Genomic DNA, 18,633 nt, shown 5'->3' on the forward strand with positions numbered 1-18,633 from the left:
AATAACCGTTGGATTCTCATAGTTCCACTGATGAATTCTTTTTTATCCATTCATCTTATCCTTACTTATTTATTATTTTTAATATTGTTTCCGCAATTAATTCTTTATAATATTTAAATTCACTTGTTTTATATTTTATTATTGCAAACAATGCATTTGGTACAATCACCACTATAACACATTGAATAATAAAACCAATCCATGTATATCTCGGTATAAACAAGCATATACCATACGTGATTGCCATAATTACTGAAATAATTAATAGATTATTTATGAACCATTTAATGAAATAATTTCTCTTCATTCCAAAAACATCTCTATATATAATCTTTGGATCAACAGGTAAAATCGTAACAACATAGGAAATAATAGTAGCTAACAAAACTCCCACTATTTTATATTTTTCTACAGGTATTACTATTGCTAATATTACCGAAAAAGTAATATTTACTAATGCGGTAGCCAAAGTTCTATATCTAGTCTGCCAAAATAGTCCGCATGCATCCTTGTAAATTGTGTTTGTGTGATTTAAACCTGGAATTAAAAATGTAAATACAATTACAATGGTTACAACGGTATCAAATGCATAATTTTTTCCAAAAAATAATACTATAAACGGATTAAATAATACCATAAATGCTATTGCACAAAACCCATATATCCAAAAATTAGCAAACAATATTCTCTTATATACAACATAAACATGTTCTTTATCTGATGATGCATTTAAATCACCTACACTATTTCTTAAACTATTAAATATAATGTTTATAATTCCCGTCACAGCAACCGTAATCATTGAATAATTTGAGTACAAGCCAACAAATATAGTCCCGATAAATGTTGATATAACTATATTATCGCTGGCATAATATATTGTACTACTTAATTTTGTTACCGATAACGCATACACATTTTTTTTGATTTTTGTTAATTCACTTTTTTCCAATTTGCTCTTGCACTTATTGTCTAAATATGGATACAATCTACTAGACACTTTATATACTATATAATTTTTAATTATTAACATAATAATGGGAATAGTAAGATAAACATAGTAAGACGTATTTCCTTTCAAAAGCACCAATGCAAAAATCTGCATTATTGTCTGTATAATTGGAAAGCTTACATTTATTTTTACTAATAAATAATCCTTTTGTGATGCCCCAATAATAGAATTTCTGTATGCATAAAACCAATATGAAATAACTGAATTCATTAGGAACAAATAATAAATATAGTAATAGTTTATATCTACTCCCTGTTCTAAATTAACAATAAATTTCAATATTGGTGTTATAGCAATTCCTATAGCTAATACAATACAACCAATAATCCTATAAACCCTCTTATATAACTCCATTAGCGCATGTATCTTTTCTTCATCATTCTCAGCCAATGGCTTATACAAACTAAAAACTATCGCACTTCCAACTCCCAACTCAGCTAATGACAACACTGATAATACGTTGGTAAACAAACCACTTAACCCTAAGTAACTTGCCCCCAACACTACAATAAATATTTTCCGATTTACAAACTGCAAAATATTTGTAATAAGCATTTGTGCAATTCCACTAACAACATTTCTTTTGGCATTTGTTGTTCTTGATAAATTATTTACATTACTAATATTGGGAATAATATTTATTCTATGAATTACTTCATATATTACAATAATCGTAAGTATTACAATTATTGGCAATGTCCACTGTGTAATTTTACTATTCATTAGGTTAAAATAACCAAATAAATATCTATAACCATACATCACTAAAGGGTGAAACAAATACATCGCCAAAGATATATTCTTGCCAATCTCTACAACATAATTCTGTTTAATATTTGGTTTGATGCTGCACATAAGCATTATTGTGAAAACTATAATAATACTAAACAAGTATACATCCATACTATTACCTATGATGTATCTCTCTAATATGCATCCAAACATACTAATAATCAACAACATATATGTCATTTTATAACTGAATACTTCTTTAAGTTTATTTTCTAGTTTTGTAGAAAATAAATACCCAAACATAAAAAATGGAATTCCTACCGTTAACCAATTTCTGTATATAGCAGAATTTTCATTAAGTTTTTCCGATAAATTTCCACTATATGCAACTATCTTCAACATATAACTTAATAAAAAAACACCAAATGAAAGAAAAGCTACAACGTAATAGCTCTTTGAGCTTTTTAAAAAGATCAATAATATATATATATATATCAATGCTAATAAATACCATAAAACTGTACATATGAAATCTGTCTCATTAAAAAGAAGCAGTTTAATAAAACTCCTTGCATTAATAACATTAACTGCTTCAAGATGAAGGGCACACTGCACCATTATTCGATATAAAATATAAACTGCTGTTATCGCTATAAACAATTTTAAATTTTTTTTAATTTTACATCTTGCTTTATAAGTTCTTTGATTAATTTCTACTTTTGCCCAATAATATCCAGATATCGAAAAAAACAATGGGACTGCAAATCTCGCAATTGTCTCTGTCACAATTCCCACTCTTCCCGGTAATTGACAATGAATTAAAACAACAAAAATGCATGCTATTCCTTCCCAAAAGTATAATCTGTTATTAACTAATTTTTTTGTTTCTTCTACCATTTACTATCTTCCTTATCTTTCTTTCAACACGCACTCTAAATGTTATTTTTTTTAATTTATTAACTATCTCCATAAAATCTCTGTTATTGTTTAATTGTTTAAAGAATTTTTTTCTTCTTGAATCTTTAATAACACTGTACATCGCATTAACATTATATTTTAATATATAATTCTCGTTGTTCCTTTCAAATTCAATATTTTTTGTTATTTCATCAATTAATTTCTCTCCATCATTTGTATGAGCTATTATTAAAGATGTCCCTCTTTCATTGTAAACTCGACTCCCACTTAATTCTCCCCATGCATCTGCCAAGGTAATATCTGACTTTCTATCTATTCCTTTAAAATTACATTTATAGCATGAAGGTCTTAAATCAATATCAAATAAAAATGCTGCAAGATATTCATCTTCTATACCAAATTTTTCAATACACTTACCATTTTCAAATAAAAATTTAAGTCCAAAATTGTTCCATCCCTTTGTTTTTGTTCTAAAAAAGATTTTTGTAATACTGCTATGATATTTCTTTTCTAAACATGATACATAATGATGTAATACTTTTCCACTCGGAACGCCATGACAAATAAAATCAACGGTGATTAAATTATCATATTTCTTATTTAAAAAACTCAACAATCCATTTACCTGACATGGTGTTCCTACAAATAAAACTTTTCTACCTTTTTTTAAATCATTTTTAACTTTTATATAGGAGTCTCCAATAGCACTTTGAACATACTTTGATTTTAACAAAGGTTCTATTTTCTCATATTTGTCAGCTGAAGTATGTCTTAAAACAAGTTTTTCATCAAACGCAGCTCCATACACAACTCCACCATTTTCTATTGTTTTCTTTGCCAATAAGATAAAAATCCCCCCTGATGAACTCTTTTCAACTTCTTCTTTATTGCAATTATATGCAATGTTTATTATTTGATTTTCATCTTTGCACTCTTTAACATTTAATACCGGACATACTTTATTACATAAATTACAATTTACGCATTTGTTTTTATCAACTATAGGATACTCAAATCCCTCATTATCACAAACCATTTCTATTGCATTTTTTGGACATATATTTTTACACGCAGAACATCCTGTACACTCACTTTTTCTTTTTATATTTATCATATCAAATACTTCCTTTTAATTTATGTAAAAAGTCATAAAATTTTTTCAAACATTTATTTTTACCCACACAATATCGCACATTGTCCTTAAACGAAAATAACTTGTTTTTCTTTAATATTTCTTTAGTATTCTCTAGTTCATCCCGAAGTCCATGGTTCATAGAAAAAATATATCTTTTCTTTACATCCCACATTTCAATACTATGAATTATTTTTTTCTTGTTATCTGAATCCATCCTAATATTCTTTACAGATTCAATTCTATTCTCTGTAAATTTTTTTTGTAAAAATAACTGTTTATGAACATCCTCTGTATGGGACACTGAGTTCTTTCTCATAACATAATCCATTAAAGGTTCATCCACAACATAACTTCCACTTGCAAAAGCAACCGGCAAGACAACTTGCAAGTTCTGACCATACTTTGACAGAAATATGTCTCTATTTTCTATATTTTTACTAAAATCCTCTGTTCGCATCATACAACATCCCGCCCAACTATACGCATGCTCATATATGATTGCATTAAACAATCCATTATTTTTTATATAATCAATATCATTTCTAAAAACTGTTCGTTTTCCACTATCAATATTAAAAAAATATCCATTATTAATGACTATACCGACATTGCTATTTTCATCAAAAACTTTTACTTTTTTACTTACATTATCAGGATATAATATATCATCTATATCAAACAATTGAAAAAACTCACCTGTCATAATCTTCAATCCCTGATTAACTGCCGCCGCTGCCCCCTGATTTTCCTGTAACATATATTTAAATGTATATCCTCTTTTTTCTATATCACCCTTATAACTCCAAATTTTTTCTTCACTATCATCTGTAGAACCATCATTTATTATAATTATTTCTATATCATTATAGTTCTGTTCCAAAATGCTCTTAATACACCTATCAATATATTCACTTCCATTAAAACACGGAATAATAATTGAAACTAATCCTTTTTGCATTGCTTATTTAATACCTTTCTTAAATATTTTCTTGATTTTTCTATTTCATCGTTTACCTTCTCCTCATTGTATTGTGTGTCAAAAAGTTCTGCTTCATTATCTATATCAATATTTTCTATTACTCTGTTATCAATTCCAAACAATTTCTTTATTGTATTCATTCTTGAATTCATAGCGACCTCACCATTCATTAATTTTCTTTCAAAAATTGCAACAGGTGTTTTCAAATTATATGAAAAAATTGTTCCATGAAACGAGTCAGTACATAATAATCTACAGTTATCAATTAGATATATGAACTCTGCAGGATCTGTACCGTATTCTTTTTTATATTTCGGGTTATTTAACCAAATGACAGGCAAATTATATCTTAACGATATAATTTTAATTTTTTTATTTAACTCTTCGGATTCTACTCCCAGTAAATACACCAATATATATTCTCTTTTATTTAACCATTTAGGTTTTTGGGCTATTTTTCTCCATTCATCTCCGTTCAATAAAAGTGTCGGATCAACAACCACCGAGGCTTTTTTACCTATTAATTCTTCTACAATTTCAGCTCCCCTTTGTTCCCTGACAGATATGTTTGGAATTTCTTCTAGCCATTTTTTATATGTAGAAATTTTATTATTTGGGATTTTATCAACTCCAAAACTTGCCGCATATGAAATTCGCTTTGATTTTGTAGCGAAATCCATAAATTCAATATGAGAATTAAATAGATAATACGGATTCCAAATTTGGTCACTACCTGCCACAAAGAAATCATATTCATCATCTATATTCTCAGGTACATATATATCTGAAATTGGAGTGTGATATTGTGATATATATCTCTTTGTAAATTTATCAAATTTTTTTCTTCTATACCAATTATTAAACTCAACATTATTTGAAAATGGCATAATATAATAAAGAGTAGAAATGATTTTTTTTATTGATAATTTCAACTTTGTAACTATTTTATATTCATCTTCCGCTCTTGTTAAATTTTGTACAGTATCAACCGTTAAACCTTGTTTTTTTAATTCTTCTTGTAATGCGAAATTCTGAAGTCTGTTTCCAAAATTTTGACCACCTGTTATTGTTAATATTATTGCTTTCATCTGTTACACCTTTTATTTACCATCATATCTTTGAATTTTAATCCATACTCTCATGCAAAATACAAAAATGCCATAACTTTTCAAAAACAAAGAGATTTTTGCAATCCTATGTACCATCTGTGGTTTTTTTACATTTTTAATTGCCTTCTTTATCAATTCTTCTTCATAAATTTTTTTTAAACTTTCTTTTGCTGTCTTAACCCCCTTATAATTTTCTTTTGTAATATCGTAAGTCGGACCAATTAGTTCATATGCAATTGCAGAATAAATTTCCCTATAACATTCGTTATACATATCCATTTTTTTATACTGCTCTATGCAACAACAATATTTCGTATATGATGCTTGCCAACGATATTGCACATCTACAACTTTAGTTAATGAATTTTTAACTTCCTGATAATAATAATACAAATTATTATGTACAATGCTAACCTTTGTCACATATTCCAGATATTTTATGTTAAATATGAAATCCTCCGCAAATGATATTTTATCATCAAACCTTATATTATTCTTCATTATGATTTCAGATAAATATAATTTATTCCACAATGCTCCAAAATAAACGCTATACAAATATTTCGACATTATTTTTAAATATTCATTTCTTGTTTTCAATCCATTGGTATTACCAAATGGTGACGGTCCATCTTTTTCTTCGTTGTCAAAATAGTTTACAAAGCCACAAACTGACAATTCACATTTTTTAATACCATCATATAACTTTTGTATCATGTTAATATCAATATAATCATCACTATCTACAAAACACATATATTTTCCCTTAGCTATATATATACCATTATTTCTTGCCTGTGAAACGCCACCATTTTTCTGATTAATAACAACTATTCTATTGTCTGCCTCAGCAAACTTTTCTAATATTTTCTTTGTATTATCCGTTGAACCATCATTAACCACAATAATTTGTAAGTTATTATAAGACTGCTTTACTATGCTATTTAAACATCTATCCATATACTTTTCCGCATTATATGCAGGTATTATTACACTAATCAAATCGTCCATAATTAATATTCCTATTCCCTATTTTTTAAACATTATTATATACTAGAATCCTGCAATACGTCCCTTATGTATTTCATCATCTTATCCTGTTCCTTTTTCAATATTTTCATAGTTTCTGTATAATCTACTTTATCAGTCGTAAAATCATTACAACCACTTACAAACTGATCGATTAATCCGAACCTTTTAAGAACATATTCCAATCTTGTGTTCATATCGTTTTTATCCTGGTATCTATTCAACGCGACAAAATCCTTACGATATATTACACTAAATGCAATTGCGTGAAAAGAATTTGTAATGACAAATTGTGCATTTTTTATAAGCCATATAAACTCTCCTGGTCCAATTTTATAGAGTCGGTTTGATTCATCATGGATATCTATAATTTCTATCTTCTTTTCTTGTGCTATTTTATTAATTATCTCCTCATTGTCTAAATTATCATCCCCTAACATACATTTTATAATATATCTATCCGCAACTCCCTTTACCGGTTTCGATACTCTGTCCCATTCCTCACTGTCTAACATAAAAACAGGATCTAAATTAACATCCACTTGCACATCACATAACCCCTCTATAATGTCTTTCCCACTCTCTTCTCTTACCGTAATTTTATTGAATCCACACAAGCCATTTCGATAATAATCTCCCTTTTCTTTAGGAATTCCATCTAATCCAAAACTTGGAGATATAGTTGCCCTCTTTTTTTTCTCCGCAAATCTCAAAAACATATCATCTGATATAACATCCGGATGCCAAACCTGATCACTTCCAACTATAAACATATCGTATAAATCATTTAAGTCACTCGTATTAGAAATGTTTTTTGCATTCATGTTTTTTTGAAACTTCAAAAAAGACAAATACCTTTCTATCCTATTATTTTTAAATATCCTTGAATATATTTTTTTAGCAAAATTTTCTAGTTTATTATTATATTTAAAGATTTCCTCATAGCATGGTAGCACTAGCGTTGTAGGAACCACACCGCACTTCTTCAAAATCTGTTCTACTGCATAATTTTGAAGTCTGTTTCCGTAATTATTTAAATCAAATATAGTTACTATTCCAACTTTTCTCATATTATTCCTCAAATATCTTTTCAAATTGTTTTATGCATGTATTCACATTAAAAAAGTCTTTTCTCTCTAATGCCATGCTTTTATATTTTTTTAACAGATTTTTGTCTGTTACCAATGTTTCAATGCCATTTTGCAAACCCTTGTTTGAATTTTCAACAATCATTCCATATTTTCCGTTGTCAAGTAATTCCAATGGTCCTGTACAAGCCGTACTTAATACAGGAGTTCCTACCACCAAACTCTCTGCAACAACTAAACAATATGACTCATGAATTGAAGAACATATAAGCAAATCTGCATTTTTTATATATGGGTATGGATTTTCTTTAAAACCCAATAATTTTATTTTATCCTTCAATCCATACTCATCTATTTTGTTTTTTATAATGCTTTCTTCTGGTCCCTCACCAATAATATTTAAGTTAAATTTGACTCCTTTTTCATACAGACTTTTAGTTACATCAATCAACCGAACAAATGCCTTCTGTGGCATAAATCTTCCGATTGCAAGAATATTAAATCCTTCATCGTATGATTCCACCTCTTCTTCTTTTTTAATTTCTATATCTTCTATGTCTATAGGATTATAAATATATGTTACTTTATTCTCAAAACCATATTTTTCAATAAACTTTTGTGCACAGTCTTTTGATACTCCAATAATTTTATCAAATGGAGAAAAAAACTCCCTAACTTTTGAAGTTGAAAAATGAGTCGCCGTTGATTCATCCAGTGTTACATCCATATGTTCCCAAAGTATCTTCTTCGATTTTTTGTTTGTTGAACCACCAATTAACGTTGCCGCCCAAGAATCTCCACAGGCAATTTCAACATCATATTTTCTGTGGACAAACAATCTGTACATTAATTTTCTTGGCATTCTGTCACAAACAACTCTTATCAAATGATTATATACCGGATGCTTTCTTGCATCTATAAATGTATTTGAAACCACTTTTATTTGTGAATTTAGTAATGAGGTGTAATAACCTCCTGGGAATCTTCTCATTACAGTAACATCATATTTATCATAATCCATATGATTGACAAAATCTAATACTACCTTATCCAATCCCCCTTTGTTTAACGAATCTAAATAAAATAAAATTTTCTTTTTCATTAATTAATAACCATTCTTTTCTTAACTATTTTCTTAACATATTTATATATAAATACATATATTAATATTGCAATATTAGTTGCAACATGTAACATTATTAAGCATAAATAATTTGCTCCATATTGATATGTATAAAAAGGTATAACGTCAAAAACAAAGACAAGTAAAATATCTGTCACCTTGTATAATATTGGTTGTGCCAAATAAAATAGCAAACTATTCTGACCTATATAATTAACCAACTTAATATGAACAAAAGAACACAAAATTATAATTCCTATAGATATAAAAAATGCAGCAATGACCATAAGTGGTAATATTCCATAAGTGGCACTATGAATATCTATAGATTTTTTAATTATCATCGAATTGCAGAATCCTAAAATACTACCAACAAAAATCAACACGATTGAAACTATAATTTTAATTATTACACTCTTACTTATTATCTTATTTATACCATTTCTACTTGCATAACCTAAAGATACGAATGTACATGTTACAGGAAGTAAATCTATTTCCCAAGGCAGTCTCAAATTAACGAAACATTGGTACGACATACCAATTGCACATAACAATATTATTAATATCCCTTTCTTCATGTTGCTATCAAATACCTTATATAACCAATATAATGCTAATTCCGTCATAAATAATGCTGGCAAAAACCAATATATGGGATCAAACATCCTTGATGTCAATCGCCAATTAACAATTATTTTAAACGGAATCATATAAATATGGTCGTCTACAGCAGATATTCCTATACTTCTACATGCTGATTGAAATACAACATTTACGCAAACCGCCATCAACCATGGCACTAAAAACGCTTTAGCTTTTCGTTTTACAAATTTTACAAATTTATATTTTTTTATATCTAACGTAACACCTGAAAGAATAAAAAACAATGGCATATGAAAGCTATATATCCATATCTGCAATCCTCTCGGACAATTATAATGACCTATTCCTACTAATATTATTGCCAATGCTTTTGCTACATCTATCCATTCAATTCTCTTTGTATTATCGCTTAACATCGTTTTTTATCCTTTTACTAAATTCATTATAGTAATTTATCTTATCATACTCTTCTCTCATCGTAACCTCTGTACATGCTTCTTTAACAAAACTCTCTCTTTTTTTATCATTTATGAACATATCATTCATCGCATTATACAAATTTTCTACAACATTTTTTTGTTTATCCACTATAATTGCAGTTTTGTTACTAAGCACCTCTACCAATCCACCTGAATTTGTAGCTATAATAGGTACTTTCATTGCCATTCCCTCAAGAGCTACAACCCCAAAAGGTTCTTCCCACATAGACGGAATAACCAATACATCCCCTAAAGTATATATTGCCGGCATATCTTCCGGAAAGACATATCCTGTAAAAACAATTCTGTCTTCATAACCTCTTGATTCCTCAATTAACTTTTTAAAATATTCATCTTTTGCAATTAGATTATACCAACGACTTCCAACTACTACCAATTTAGCATTTTTATTTTCTTTAGCAATCCTTTTAAAAGCTCTTACTAATTCCAATATTCCCTTCTCCGGACAAACTCTTCCTGTATATAAGTAAACAAAATCGTCACTATTTAATCCGTATTCATTTTTTAGTTCCTCAGTGTTATATTTCCGATTTACATTAAATACGTTTAAATCAATGCAATTATATAACACTTTCATTTTTTCATTAGGTGCAACACTGTTAAAGTGATTTTCAATATATTTACTTACAGGTAAAATAGTCTCTGCTTTGTCAGCGATAAATCGACACAAATATTCCGGCTTTGTTGTTCCATCTATGTCATTATGCATATGATAAATCATATGCTCTTTTCCATTTTCAGCATGTTTATATATATCTTCAAAAGCCTGCATATTATTTTCAATTAGTATTTTATCATAATTATCTCTAAATACCTTTAACAATGCCCTGTTATATGGTATAAATCTGTATTTTCTTTTTAAAGCCTTTAGAAACATATTTCTAAACTTGCAAAAAAACCAATTCCATTTTGTAATATGAATTTGTATTATTTCTGCATTTTTATATTTGATAGAATCAAGCTTAGGAGATTCTATTGTATATATGTCCATATAATACTCTCCTGCCACTTCGTTTCCATTAATAATCTCTGTCGTTAAAACTTCTCCTGCTCCACCATCCACAGCTGGAACAGGCACAAACCCTGCCGAAATTACTGCCATTCGTTTCATAACTTGTTTCCTTTACAATTACTTTTACTTTTTAAACATTTTTCGTTTAATATCTCCCAATTTTACATATAGATAAAAATATTTCATATTTCCCTTTTCTATGCTTTTGTATAATTCTCGCAAATATTTTCCATTGTCCCTATCTGAATATAATTCACCTTTATTAGGACATCTATCTATAGTTTCTTTTATTAATTGTTTCTTCTCTTTTGCATTTAACTCTGCGTTCCATATAATATTTTTTATAATTGCATCAGCTAAATAGTGCAAGACAACCATATTGAATACTTTTCCTTGTGCCTCGCCTACATCAATATCATGTACTCTTTCTACAAAATACTCCACACCATTCAATCTTGCCAAATTTGAATTATGTAGCAGGCTTGTACTTCTTTGTAAGTACTCATATCCAACATAATCTATATAGGTAATCTTATTCCAATATTTTAACAACTCCATATTGTAAATCAGGTCTTCTCTGTCAATGACTTTTGCATCACCTAATACACCTGACTTGTCTAAAATCGATTTACGATATAACTTATTCCATGCGTACCCAAAGGACATTTCACAAATAGCTCTATATAAATGTTCTGTCATTTCATTATGGCTATATATCTTATTATCCCAGCTACACACTTCTAATATATTTCCATCTTCAGATACTTTTTCATATCCAAAGATAACAACATCTGACTTATCTCTTTCTATTGCATCAACACACTTTTTCACTGTGTCTTCTTTTACACAATCGTCGCTATCAATATACATAACATACTCTCCGGTTGCCACCTCATACCCTGAATTTCTTGCAGATGCGAGACCTCCGTTATTTTTATGTACCACTTGTATCCTTGAATCCTCCTTAGACAGTTCATCGCATATTCTTCCACTACTATCTTTTGAACCATCGTCTACAAGTATTATTTCAAGATTTCTATATGTCTGATTTTGAACTGACTGTACACTTTTCTTTAAATACTTTTCAACATTGTATATCGGTAAAACAACCGACACTTTATCCTTATATTCCATTAATTTTCTCTCTTATATCTGTTCTATTAATTCCATCCACTGCTCACTTATTTTATCAATATTAAACTTTTCTGTCCCCACCATAGAATTGTCCGAGAATTTTTTTCTTATATCTTGATTTTCTATCAACTGGTTTATTTTTTCTGCCATTTGTTCTATATCAAAACAATCTAAAAGATAACCATTTATGTCATCCAATATTATTTCACTTGGGCCTGCCGGACATCTAAAACTGACACACGGCAAACCTTCTTTTTTTGCTTCGGTTAATACCAATCCAAATCCTTCAGTTCTAGATGTTAATACAAATATTGCAGATTTCCTATAATATTCTTCTATATTGCTAACATTCCCTTTCAAAATTAGGTTCTCTGTTAAATTATTTTTTTCTATTTTTTCTTCCAGTCTTTTTCTTTCTTCGCCTTCACCGCATACTACCCATCTCCAATCATTATGCTTCTTTAGCACAATTTTTGCAACATCAATCAGCATATCAAACCCTTTGTTATAATTTAGCGTACCCGCACTTATTATTATCTTGCTTTTCATATTATAGCAAATATCTTCACCATTCCCAATTTCAATCGGGTTATATATACGTCGCAAAATTCCTTTAACATTAACCTCTCTTTCATAATTTTTTCTATCTTCCTCTGTCAATACAACAATTGCATCCGCTTTTTTTGCCGCCCATTTTCTTGTAATTTTTCGATATCCCACATATGGATTGACGTAAAAACTAAACTGCTCCCAGGATATTAACTTACATTTCACTCCTCTTAATGCCGGTATAGAATACAAATCCAATATTCCATCAATATCTATCAGAACATCTATATTGTTACTTTTCACAAACTTTCTAAGCCTGTGAACATATGTAAGTATCCTTTTTCCACTGGTAACTTTTTCAAATAAAGTATATCTCTTAATTTTATCATTTAATGTATAAAACAACTTATCGTTGTTTTCCCATAAGCTTAAAAAGCATATATTAAATTTCTTATTCTTTACTAACTGATTAGCAATAACGGTACTAACTCTTTCCGTGCCACCGCTTCTGGTTATATCACCGGAAAAAAAACATATTTTCTTCATTTGAAGTAACTACCTTCCTAAACTTTATACAATAAAACTAGCTAATTTCCACAACTTATAGTTTCTGGTTTCGAATGCTCTCTCAATATCTTTGTCAATTGTTCTTCCCTTTGCCTTATAATGCTCCGGTCTGATGTTTTCAAGCATTTGACATGCCAGATTAAATGTACATTCTATCACTTCATCAGACATTAATGAAATTCTTCTATAAAGTAATGTAGACATATGACCTTTAACCAAATCATATTGTATTTCATCATTTTGCAATCCGATATCTCTCGCATCCTCTAATACCTGTTCCATAACCCAATAATGGTCTATACACTTATTACTATGCCTTGCCTTTGCTGTTATACCATTTGGATTTAACCTATACGCATACACAACATCCGATGTAACCACCATTTTCTTGCACATTCTGTATAAGACCATACATACAATAGTATCTTCAAACCATACATTTAGCGGAAATCTTAATTGATTAAACATTTCTCTTTTATATATTTTTGCCCACGGAAATCCCGGTGCTTTCAATATATTTTCTGTTGATGTAACTGTTGTATCTTGAAATTTGCTATAATTAAAAGTATTAGTATTTTCTAAAAAACTATAGTAACTTCCCTGTACAATGTCAGCTCCGAATTCTCTTATTTTTCCCATCATACCTTCTATGCAATTCCCAACTAACATATCATCGGAATCAAGGAACATTATATATTTCCCAACGCTTGCATCTATACCTGTATTTCTTGCCCCTGAAAATCCTTTATTTTCCTGATTAATCAAAACTATCTTTTCCGACTTTATACCGGTTACGATTTCTTTTGTTTTATCACTTGAACCGTCATTGACTATTATAAGTTCGTAGTCAACACTTGTTTGCTGATTTATTACTGAATTGATGCATTCTCTTATTGTTTTCTCCGCATTATATGCCGGAACAATTATAGACAAATCTTTACTACATTCCTTATTTGTATACGTAGTTTTCATATCAGGTCTCTTACTGCAACTATCCATCAGTTTATATGCTTCATCAATAGTCATGCTGCTTTTACTCTTGCAAAAAAGTCTTGCCATATAATAATATGCCAACAACATACAATAACTAATGTTAGATATAGCCTTTGCCAACTTAACATTTTTCAATTTTCTATAAAATGTGTTATACATACGTTGCTTCATCTCTCACCATTCCCTTCGCTGTTGCACTATTTTGCACTCTATTTTGGTATACTAATAATTGGAATACCGGAAATGTGGTAGCCTCATGTCTAACCCAGGAGCCAAAATCCGGTTCGAAAACTACCGATCCAAAGAAATATGCCACAAAGCATGACAACGCCACAACCACCTTTTTATCCATTGCCTTAATGTTAGCAAGTGCCTTAAATAAATACATTAAAATAAATATCTGATAAATAAAAAATGGAGCATATCCAGGGCTTTTTAGCAGAAGTTCTATTGGAATCATCATCCTAAATGCATTAATTACATAATCAATCATAAAAACACCAAGATTTCCATTAACCTCTATAGGGTTATAAATTGCCGAAGCTGCTCCACCAGCCTCTCTTATCGTTCCCGTAGAATTATCTCTAATATTTAATGCCTCATAGTAATCATCATATGACACTAAACTACTAGCATAAAAGAACACAAATACTCCTATAAAGCACATAAGCACCGTTGCAAATATAATAAATTTTGTTATTCTTCTTCTCTTCTGAAGCCATAAGAATATAAAGTATAGTAAGACACTCATTGCCGCCATTATTATATAGTATGACCTAAATGATGTACTTTCCCAATAATATACTAATGCACACCCTAATATCTTTAACAATGTATTTTTTACAGGGCTATTAATAATTATATAAATAACAAAAAAATATAAAATCTGTATCATTTCTTTATTAATACAAAAAACATAAATATTTAAAACTCCCGTTGCCATAAGGGTAAACAATGATTGTTTAAAGTCCATCTCCTTAGTTTTTGACACAATAATCATAATGGCAATAGTCATAATCAATCCATAAAATGTTGAAAATTGATTTATAGTAGTAAAATGGAATATATTGATTGTTCTATGGAAATCTACTGCCGTTTGATATCCTGTCCATCCACTTGTTGCCTTATCACCATTTACTAACATATCTATCATTCTGTAACTATCAAAAAAATATCTCATTGGTAGAAAATACATATATATAATTTTTGCCAATATAGCGGTAGGTACTATTAAAAGCATGGTAGTATCTCTGTTTTGTTGTCTTATTTTTAAAATTTTCTGTTCCATATATTAATCTCTATCTTATCACTATTTTCTCTATTTTTTTTAATATAACTGCAGCTAATATAGTACATATTACAATCATACAACTATCTATTACCAAATTAATTTTTCCAAACATATAAAAAGGAAGTTGCATAAACATCATGTGTACCATATACACTTCCATTGTATATCCATCCATGGTCTTAATTAATCTATAGTTTAGATATTCCTTAAACATTTGATATACATACTTTATAGCAATTATTATCCATATACCTAATACGACCTGTGTATATAATACAATTATATAATCATATATACATGAATCACCTATTACCACCTTACTCACAAGTCTAATTCCCACAGCTATCAGCATCGTTACAGACCATCTTAATGCACTTTTCCTACTTATATTCCTTATTATATTAGGTAATATATAGTACCCTAAAGCATAGGTCCCTACATAAAACACATACAATGCTATGAACCGTATTCCTATTAATCCTGCTACTAACTGTATTAAAATAAATATAGTAGTTACTACTTCTTTTATGCGTCTATTCCAATCTTTAGTTTTCTGTAAAAACGGAGTGATAAGATAACAAATCATTATTATTGTTAAAAACCACAACTGTCCTGCCCCTGAAATACTAACGCCAAACGCCTGCAAGTTTAATGCATACATTACATACGCCTTAGGACTAACTTGTATTCCTTCAAAATACAAAGCAACAAAAACCACTACCACTACAATATACAGTGGCACAAATATTCTAGTCATTCTTTTTTTATACCACGATGCCAGTTCGCCTTTATTAATTTGTTTCTGCCCCAGCAAATATCCGGATATCATAAAAAACACAAATACACCTACGTTAAAAAACTGAGCTGTCTGTGCTATTATTGGATTTCCAAGTATTTGCACGTAATGACATAAAAAAATCATAATACATGATACGATTCTAACCAATGCAATGGAATAATCAAACTCTCTCTTCTGCTCCATCTTATTCTCCCTGCATCCTTATGTTAATCCCACTACCACAGGTAGCGATGGCACACTCCGGCACATCCCTATCAACTACACAACCGGCTCCTATCACTGCATTATCTCCTATAGTCACGCCTTTTAATATCACCACATTACTTCCTATCCACACATGTTTTCCTATATGCACAGGTGCCACTGTATATCCCTGACTCTTTATAGTATCCTCCGAACTTCTAAACCTGTGGTTATGGTCATATACATGGCTATTCTCTCCAAAAATCGTTCCGTCCCCTATTGTAACTTCCTGCAAACTGTTTATCGAACAATTATTATTAAAAAAGCACCTTTCACCTATGCTGATATTACCGTCTCCTTCCACCATAGCATGAAAGCCATTTCTGAAAGTGGTCTTCCTTCCAAAAGAAATCTTATTTCCGCTCAATACTCTATATCCCACCTTCTTAATCATCGCTTTCACGTGATAATACAGTTTTAATAATTTCATTGTTACCTTCAATCTCCTGTTTGTATACTGTTAAAATACATTGTTTAACAATTCGCTTCAAATTACATATATCATCTTATTTTATCAAAAAAAAGCTTTTTTTACAACAAAATACAATATAACATAAATTATATCCATTAGAACATTTGTCTGTACTCACAAATTGTTTATCTTGCTATTAAACCTATATACACAAAAAAGCCGGACAGCCTTTTCATGATTGACTATCCGACTTTTCTCTCTTATTTTCTTATTACGCTGTCTGCCTCTCGGCAAGTTGTCTTTTTAATTCTTCTATTTCTTTTTCATATTTGTCTAATCGGTTCTGCTTTTCATCCAGCTCTTTCTGCATTATCTTACGTTCAGCTTCTCTTCCTCGTGCTTCTCCTCTCGCTTCCCCTCGTGCCTCCCCTAATGCTTCCCCACTCATTCTTGCGTCATTCATCATGTCATCAATTGCCTTACACATATCCTGTCTCTCCTCCTTCTCTTCAACCTTTATGTTAATGTTTGCACATTCCCTGATTACCACCATGGCATCCCTTTCCATGTTTGAGTATATGTTATGTTTTTCATTTAAAAGACTGTTCATCTTTTCCTTATCCCCTGATGCTTTCATAAATTCTATTATGTATCTAAAATCCGACATAAACTTCTCTGAATTGTTAATCTCATGGGGATCTATGAGATTAATCCTGTAGTCCGGAATTAATTTTAATATTTCATTACCTTTGTGTTACACCTTAAAAGCCGGATTCCCCTTTGACCATCCGACTTCTTATTACGCTGTCTGCCTCTCGGCAAGCTGCTTCTTTAATTCCTCTATTTCTTTTTCATATTTATCTAACCGAATCTGCTTTTCGTCCAGTTGGTTCTGCTTTTCGTCCAGCTGGTTCTGCTTTTCATCCAACTCTTTCTGCATTATTTTACGTTCAACTTCTCTCCCTCGTGCCTCACCTAATGCTTCCCCACTCATTCTTGCATCCCTCATCATGTCATCAATTGCCTTACACATATCCTGCTTTTCCTCCTTTTCTTCAATCTTTATGTTAATGTTTGCACATTCCCTTATTACCACCATGGCATCCCTTTCCATGTTTGAATATATGCTACGTTTTTCATTTAAAAGACTGTTCATCTTTTCCTTATCCCCTGATGCCTTCATAAATTCTATTATGTACCTAAAGTCCGACATAAACTTCTCTGAATTGTTAATCTCATGGGGATCTATGAGATTAATCCTGTAGTCCGGAATTAATTTTAATATTTCCTTATCATCAATACTTAACATTTCGTGGAGACATCTTGGTCCATCCCATGGTCTGTCTCCAAAATATACCGTCAGGGTTATTATTCCGGCTATCTTATCTTCTTTCTTAAGCCC

General features: G+C 30.1%; 17 protein-coding genes. All 17 read right to left on the reverse strand.

Features of this window, described 5'->3' with window-relative positions:
* Positions 1-61: 61 nt before the first annotated feature.
* Positions 62-2,641 (reverse strand): acyltransferase family protein, encoded by a 2,580-nt coding sequence (locus H8S00_RS02380; RefSeq protein ID WP_118590255.1) that lies wholly within the window; start codon positions 2,639-2,641, stop codon positions 62-64.
* Positions 2,613-3,776, reverse strand: a complete 1,164-nt coding sequence (locus H8S00_RS02385) for a Coenzyme F420 hydrogenase/dehydrogenase, beta subunit C-terminal domain (protein ID WP_021952666.1) — start codon at positions 3,774-3,776, stop codon at positions 2,613-2,615. The genes H8S00_RS02380 and H8S00_RS02385 overlap by 29 nt, the downstream gene beginning before the upstream one ends.
* 1 nt (position 3,777) lies before the next feature.
* Positions 3,778-4,755 (reverse strand): glycosyltransferase family A protein, encoded by a 978-nt coding sequence (locus H8S00_RS02390; RefSeq protein ID WP_021952665.1) that lies wholly within the window; start codon positions 4,753-4,755, stop codon positions 3,778-3,780.
* Positions 4,740-5,864, reverse strand: a complete 1,125-nt coding sequence (locus tag H8S00_RS02395; protein ID WP_021952664.1) for a polysaccharide pyruvyl transferase family protein — start codon at positions 5,862-5,864, stop codon at positions 4,740-4,742. Before H8S00_RS02395 ends, H8S00_RS02390 begins: the two co-directional genes overlap by 16 nt.
* A gap of 12 nt (positions 5,865-5,876) precedes the next feature.
* A complete protein-coding gene (locus H8S00_RS02400) occupies positions 5,877-6,896 on the reverse strand; it encodes a glycosyltransferase (RefSeq protein ID WP_186839926.1) in 1,020 nt (339 codons plus the stop codon).
* A 35-nt stretch (positions 6,897-6,931) separates the two neighbouring features.
* On the reverse strand, positions 6,932-7,984 hold the full coding sequence (locus H8S00_RS02405) for a polysaccharide pyruvyl transferase family protein (protein ID WP_021952662.1): 1,053 nt from the start codon (positions 7,982-7,984) through the stop codon (positions 6,932-6,934).
* Between the two features lies 1 nt (position 7,985).
* The gene (locus H8S00_RS02410) at positions 7,986-9,104 is read right to left on the reverse strand and encodes a glycosyltransferase (protein WP_021952661.1); all 1,119 of its coding nucleotides are present in this window, start codon (positions 9,102-9,104) and stop codon (positions 7,986-7,988) included.
* Positions 9,104-10,147, reverse strand: a complete 1,044-nt coding sequence (locus H8S00_RS02415) for an acyltransferase family protein (RefSeq protein WP_021952660.1) — start codon at positions 10,145-10,147, stop codon at positions 9,104-9,106. Before H8S00_RS02415 ends, H8S00_RS02410 begins: the two co-directional genes overlap by 1 nt.
* The gene (locus H8S00_RS02420) at positions 10,134-11,342 is read right to left on the reverse strand and encodes a glycosyltransferase family 4 protein (protein ID WP_021952659.1); all 1,209 of its coding nucleotides are present in this window, start codon (positions 11,340-11,342) and stop codon (positions 10,134-10,136) included. Before H8S00_RS02420 ends, H8S00_RS02415 begins: the two co-directional genes overlap by 14 nt.
* A 24-nt stretch (positions 11,343-11,366) precedes the next feature.
* Positions 11,367-12,377, reverse strand: coding sequence for a glycosyltransferase family 2 protein (locus H8S00_RS02425; RefSeq protein ID WP_021952658.1), 1,011 nt, complete (start codon positions 12,375-12,377; stop codon positions 11,367-11,369).
* A 12-nt stretch (positions 12,378-12,389) separates the two neighbouring features.
* A complete protein-coding gene (locus H8S00_RS02430; protein WP_021952657.1) occupies positions 12,390-13,472 on the reverse strand; it encodes a glycosyltransferase family 4 protein in 1,083 nt (360 codons plus the stop codon).
* Positions 13,473-13,496: 24 nt separating this feature from the next.
* On the reverse strand, positions 13,497-14,645 hold the full coding sequence (locus H8S00_RS02435) for a glycosyltransferase family 2 protein (protein WP_158576916.1): 1,149 nt from the start codon (positions 14,643-14,645) through the stop codon (positions 13,497-13,499).
* Positions 14,638-15,774: a hypothetical protein gene (locus tag H8S00_RS02440; protein ID WP_021952655.1), complete on the reverse strand. Its 1,137-nt coding sequence runs from the start codon at positions 15,772-15,774 to the stop codon at positions 14,638-14,640. The genes H8S00_RS02435 and H8S00_RS02440 overlap by 8 nt, the downstream gene beginning before the upstream one ends.
* A 10-nt stretch (positions 15,775-15,784) precedes the next feature.
* Positions 15,785-16,759, reverse strand: a complete 975-nt coding sequence (locus tag H8S00_RS02445) for an acyltransferase family protein (RefSeq protein ID WP_118590252.1) — start codon at positions 16,757-16,759, stop codon at positions 15,785-15,787.
* Position 16,760: 1 nt separating this feature from the next.
* Positions 16,761-17,249, reverse strand: coding sequence for an acyltransferase (locus H8S00_RS13935; protein ID WP_118590249.1), 489 nt, complete (start codon positions 17,247-17,249; stop codon positions 16,761-16,763).
* 253 nt (positions 17,250-17,502) lie between these two features.
* Positions 17,503-17,898, reverse strand: a complete 396-nt coding sequence (locus H8S00_RS02455; RefSeq protein WP_118595022.1) for a hypothetical protein — start codon at positions 17,896-17,898, stop codon at positions 17,503-17,505.
* Between the two features lie 132 nt (positions 17,899-18,030).
* Positions 18,031-18,633 (reverse strand): Rpn family recombination-promoting nuclease/putative transposase (locus H8S00_RS02460; protein WP_186839927.1); only part of this gene is annotated, 603 nt, incomplete at its 5' end.

Source organism: Eubacterium segne (genome assembly GCF_014287775.1).
GTDB classification, from domain to species: Bacteria; Bacillota; Clostridia; order Lachnospirales; family Lachnospiraceae; genus Eubacterium_G; species Eubacterium_G segne.

Bases quoted from the DNA above. Each gene is read 5' to 3' on its own strand.
- H8S00_RS13935 (WP_118590249.1), bottom strand. From the start codon at position 17,249: ATGAAATTATTAAAACTGTATTATCACGTGAAAGCGATGATTAAGAAG.
- H8S00_RS02455 (WP_118595022.1), bottom strand. From the start codon at position 17,898: ATGTCGGATTTTAGATACATAATAGAATTTATGAAAGCATCAGGGGAT.
- H8S00_RS02380 (WP_118590255.1), bottom strand. From the start codon at position 2,641: ATGGTAGAAGAAACAAAAAAATTAGTTAATAACAGATTATACTTTTGG.
- H8S00_RS02390 (WP_021952665.1), bottom strand. From the start codon at position 4,755: ATGCAAAAAGGATTAGTTTCAATTATTATTCCGTGTTTTAATGGAAGT.
- H8S00_RS02435 (WP_158576916.1), bottom strand. From the start codon at position 14,645: ATGTATAACACATTTTATAGAAAATTGAAAAATGTTAAGTTGGCAAAG.
- H8S00_RS02395 (WP_021952664.1), bottom strand. From the start codon at position 5,864: ATGAAAGCAATAATATTAACAATAACAGGTGGTCAAAATTTTGGAAAC.
- H8S00_RS02430 (WP_021952657.1), bottom strand. From the start codon at position 13,472: ATGAAGAAAATATGTTTTTTTTCCGGTGATATAACCAGAAGCGGTGGC.
- H8S00_RS02420 (WP_021952659.1), bottom strand. From the start codon at position 11,342: ATGAAACGAATGGCAGTAATTTCGGCAGGGTTTGTGCCTGTTCCAGCT.
- H8S00_RS02445 (WP_118590252.1), bottom strand. From the start codon at position 16,759: ATGGAGCAGAAGAGAGAGTTTGATTATTCCATTGCATTGGTTAGAATC.
- H8S00_RS02415 (WP_021952660.1), bottom strand. From the start codon at position 10,147: ATGTTAAGCGATAATACAAAGAGAATTGAATGGATAGATGTAGCAAAA.
- H8S00_RS02440 (WP_021952655.1), bottom strand. From the start codon at position 15,774: ATGGAACAGAAAATTTTAAAAATAAGACAACAAAACAGAGATACTACC.
- H8S00_RS02425 (WP_021952658.1), bottom strand. From the start codon at position 12,377: ATGGAATATAAGGATAAAGTGTCGGTTGTTTTACCGATATACAATGTT.
- H8S00_RS02385 (WP_021952666.1), bottom strand. From the start codon at position 3,776: ATGATAAATATAAAAAGAAAAAGTGAGTGTACAGGATGTTCTGCGTGT.
- H8S00_RS02400 (WP_186839926.1), bottom strand. From the start codon at position 6,896: ATGGACGATTTGATTAGTGTAATAATACCTGCATATAATGCGGAAAAG.
- H8S00_RS02405 (WP_021952662.1), bottom strand. From the start codon at position 7,984: ATGAGAAAAGTTGGAATAGTAACTATATTTGATTTAAATAATTACGGA.
- H8S00_RS02410 (WP_021952661.1), bottom strand. From the start codon at position 9,104: ATGAAAAAGAAAATTTTATTTTATTTAGATTCGTTAAACAAAGGGGGA.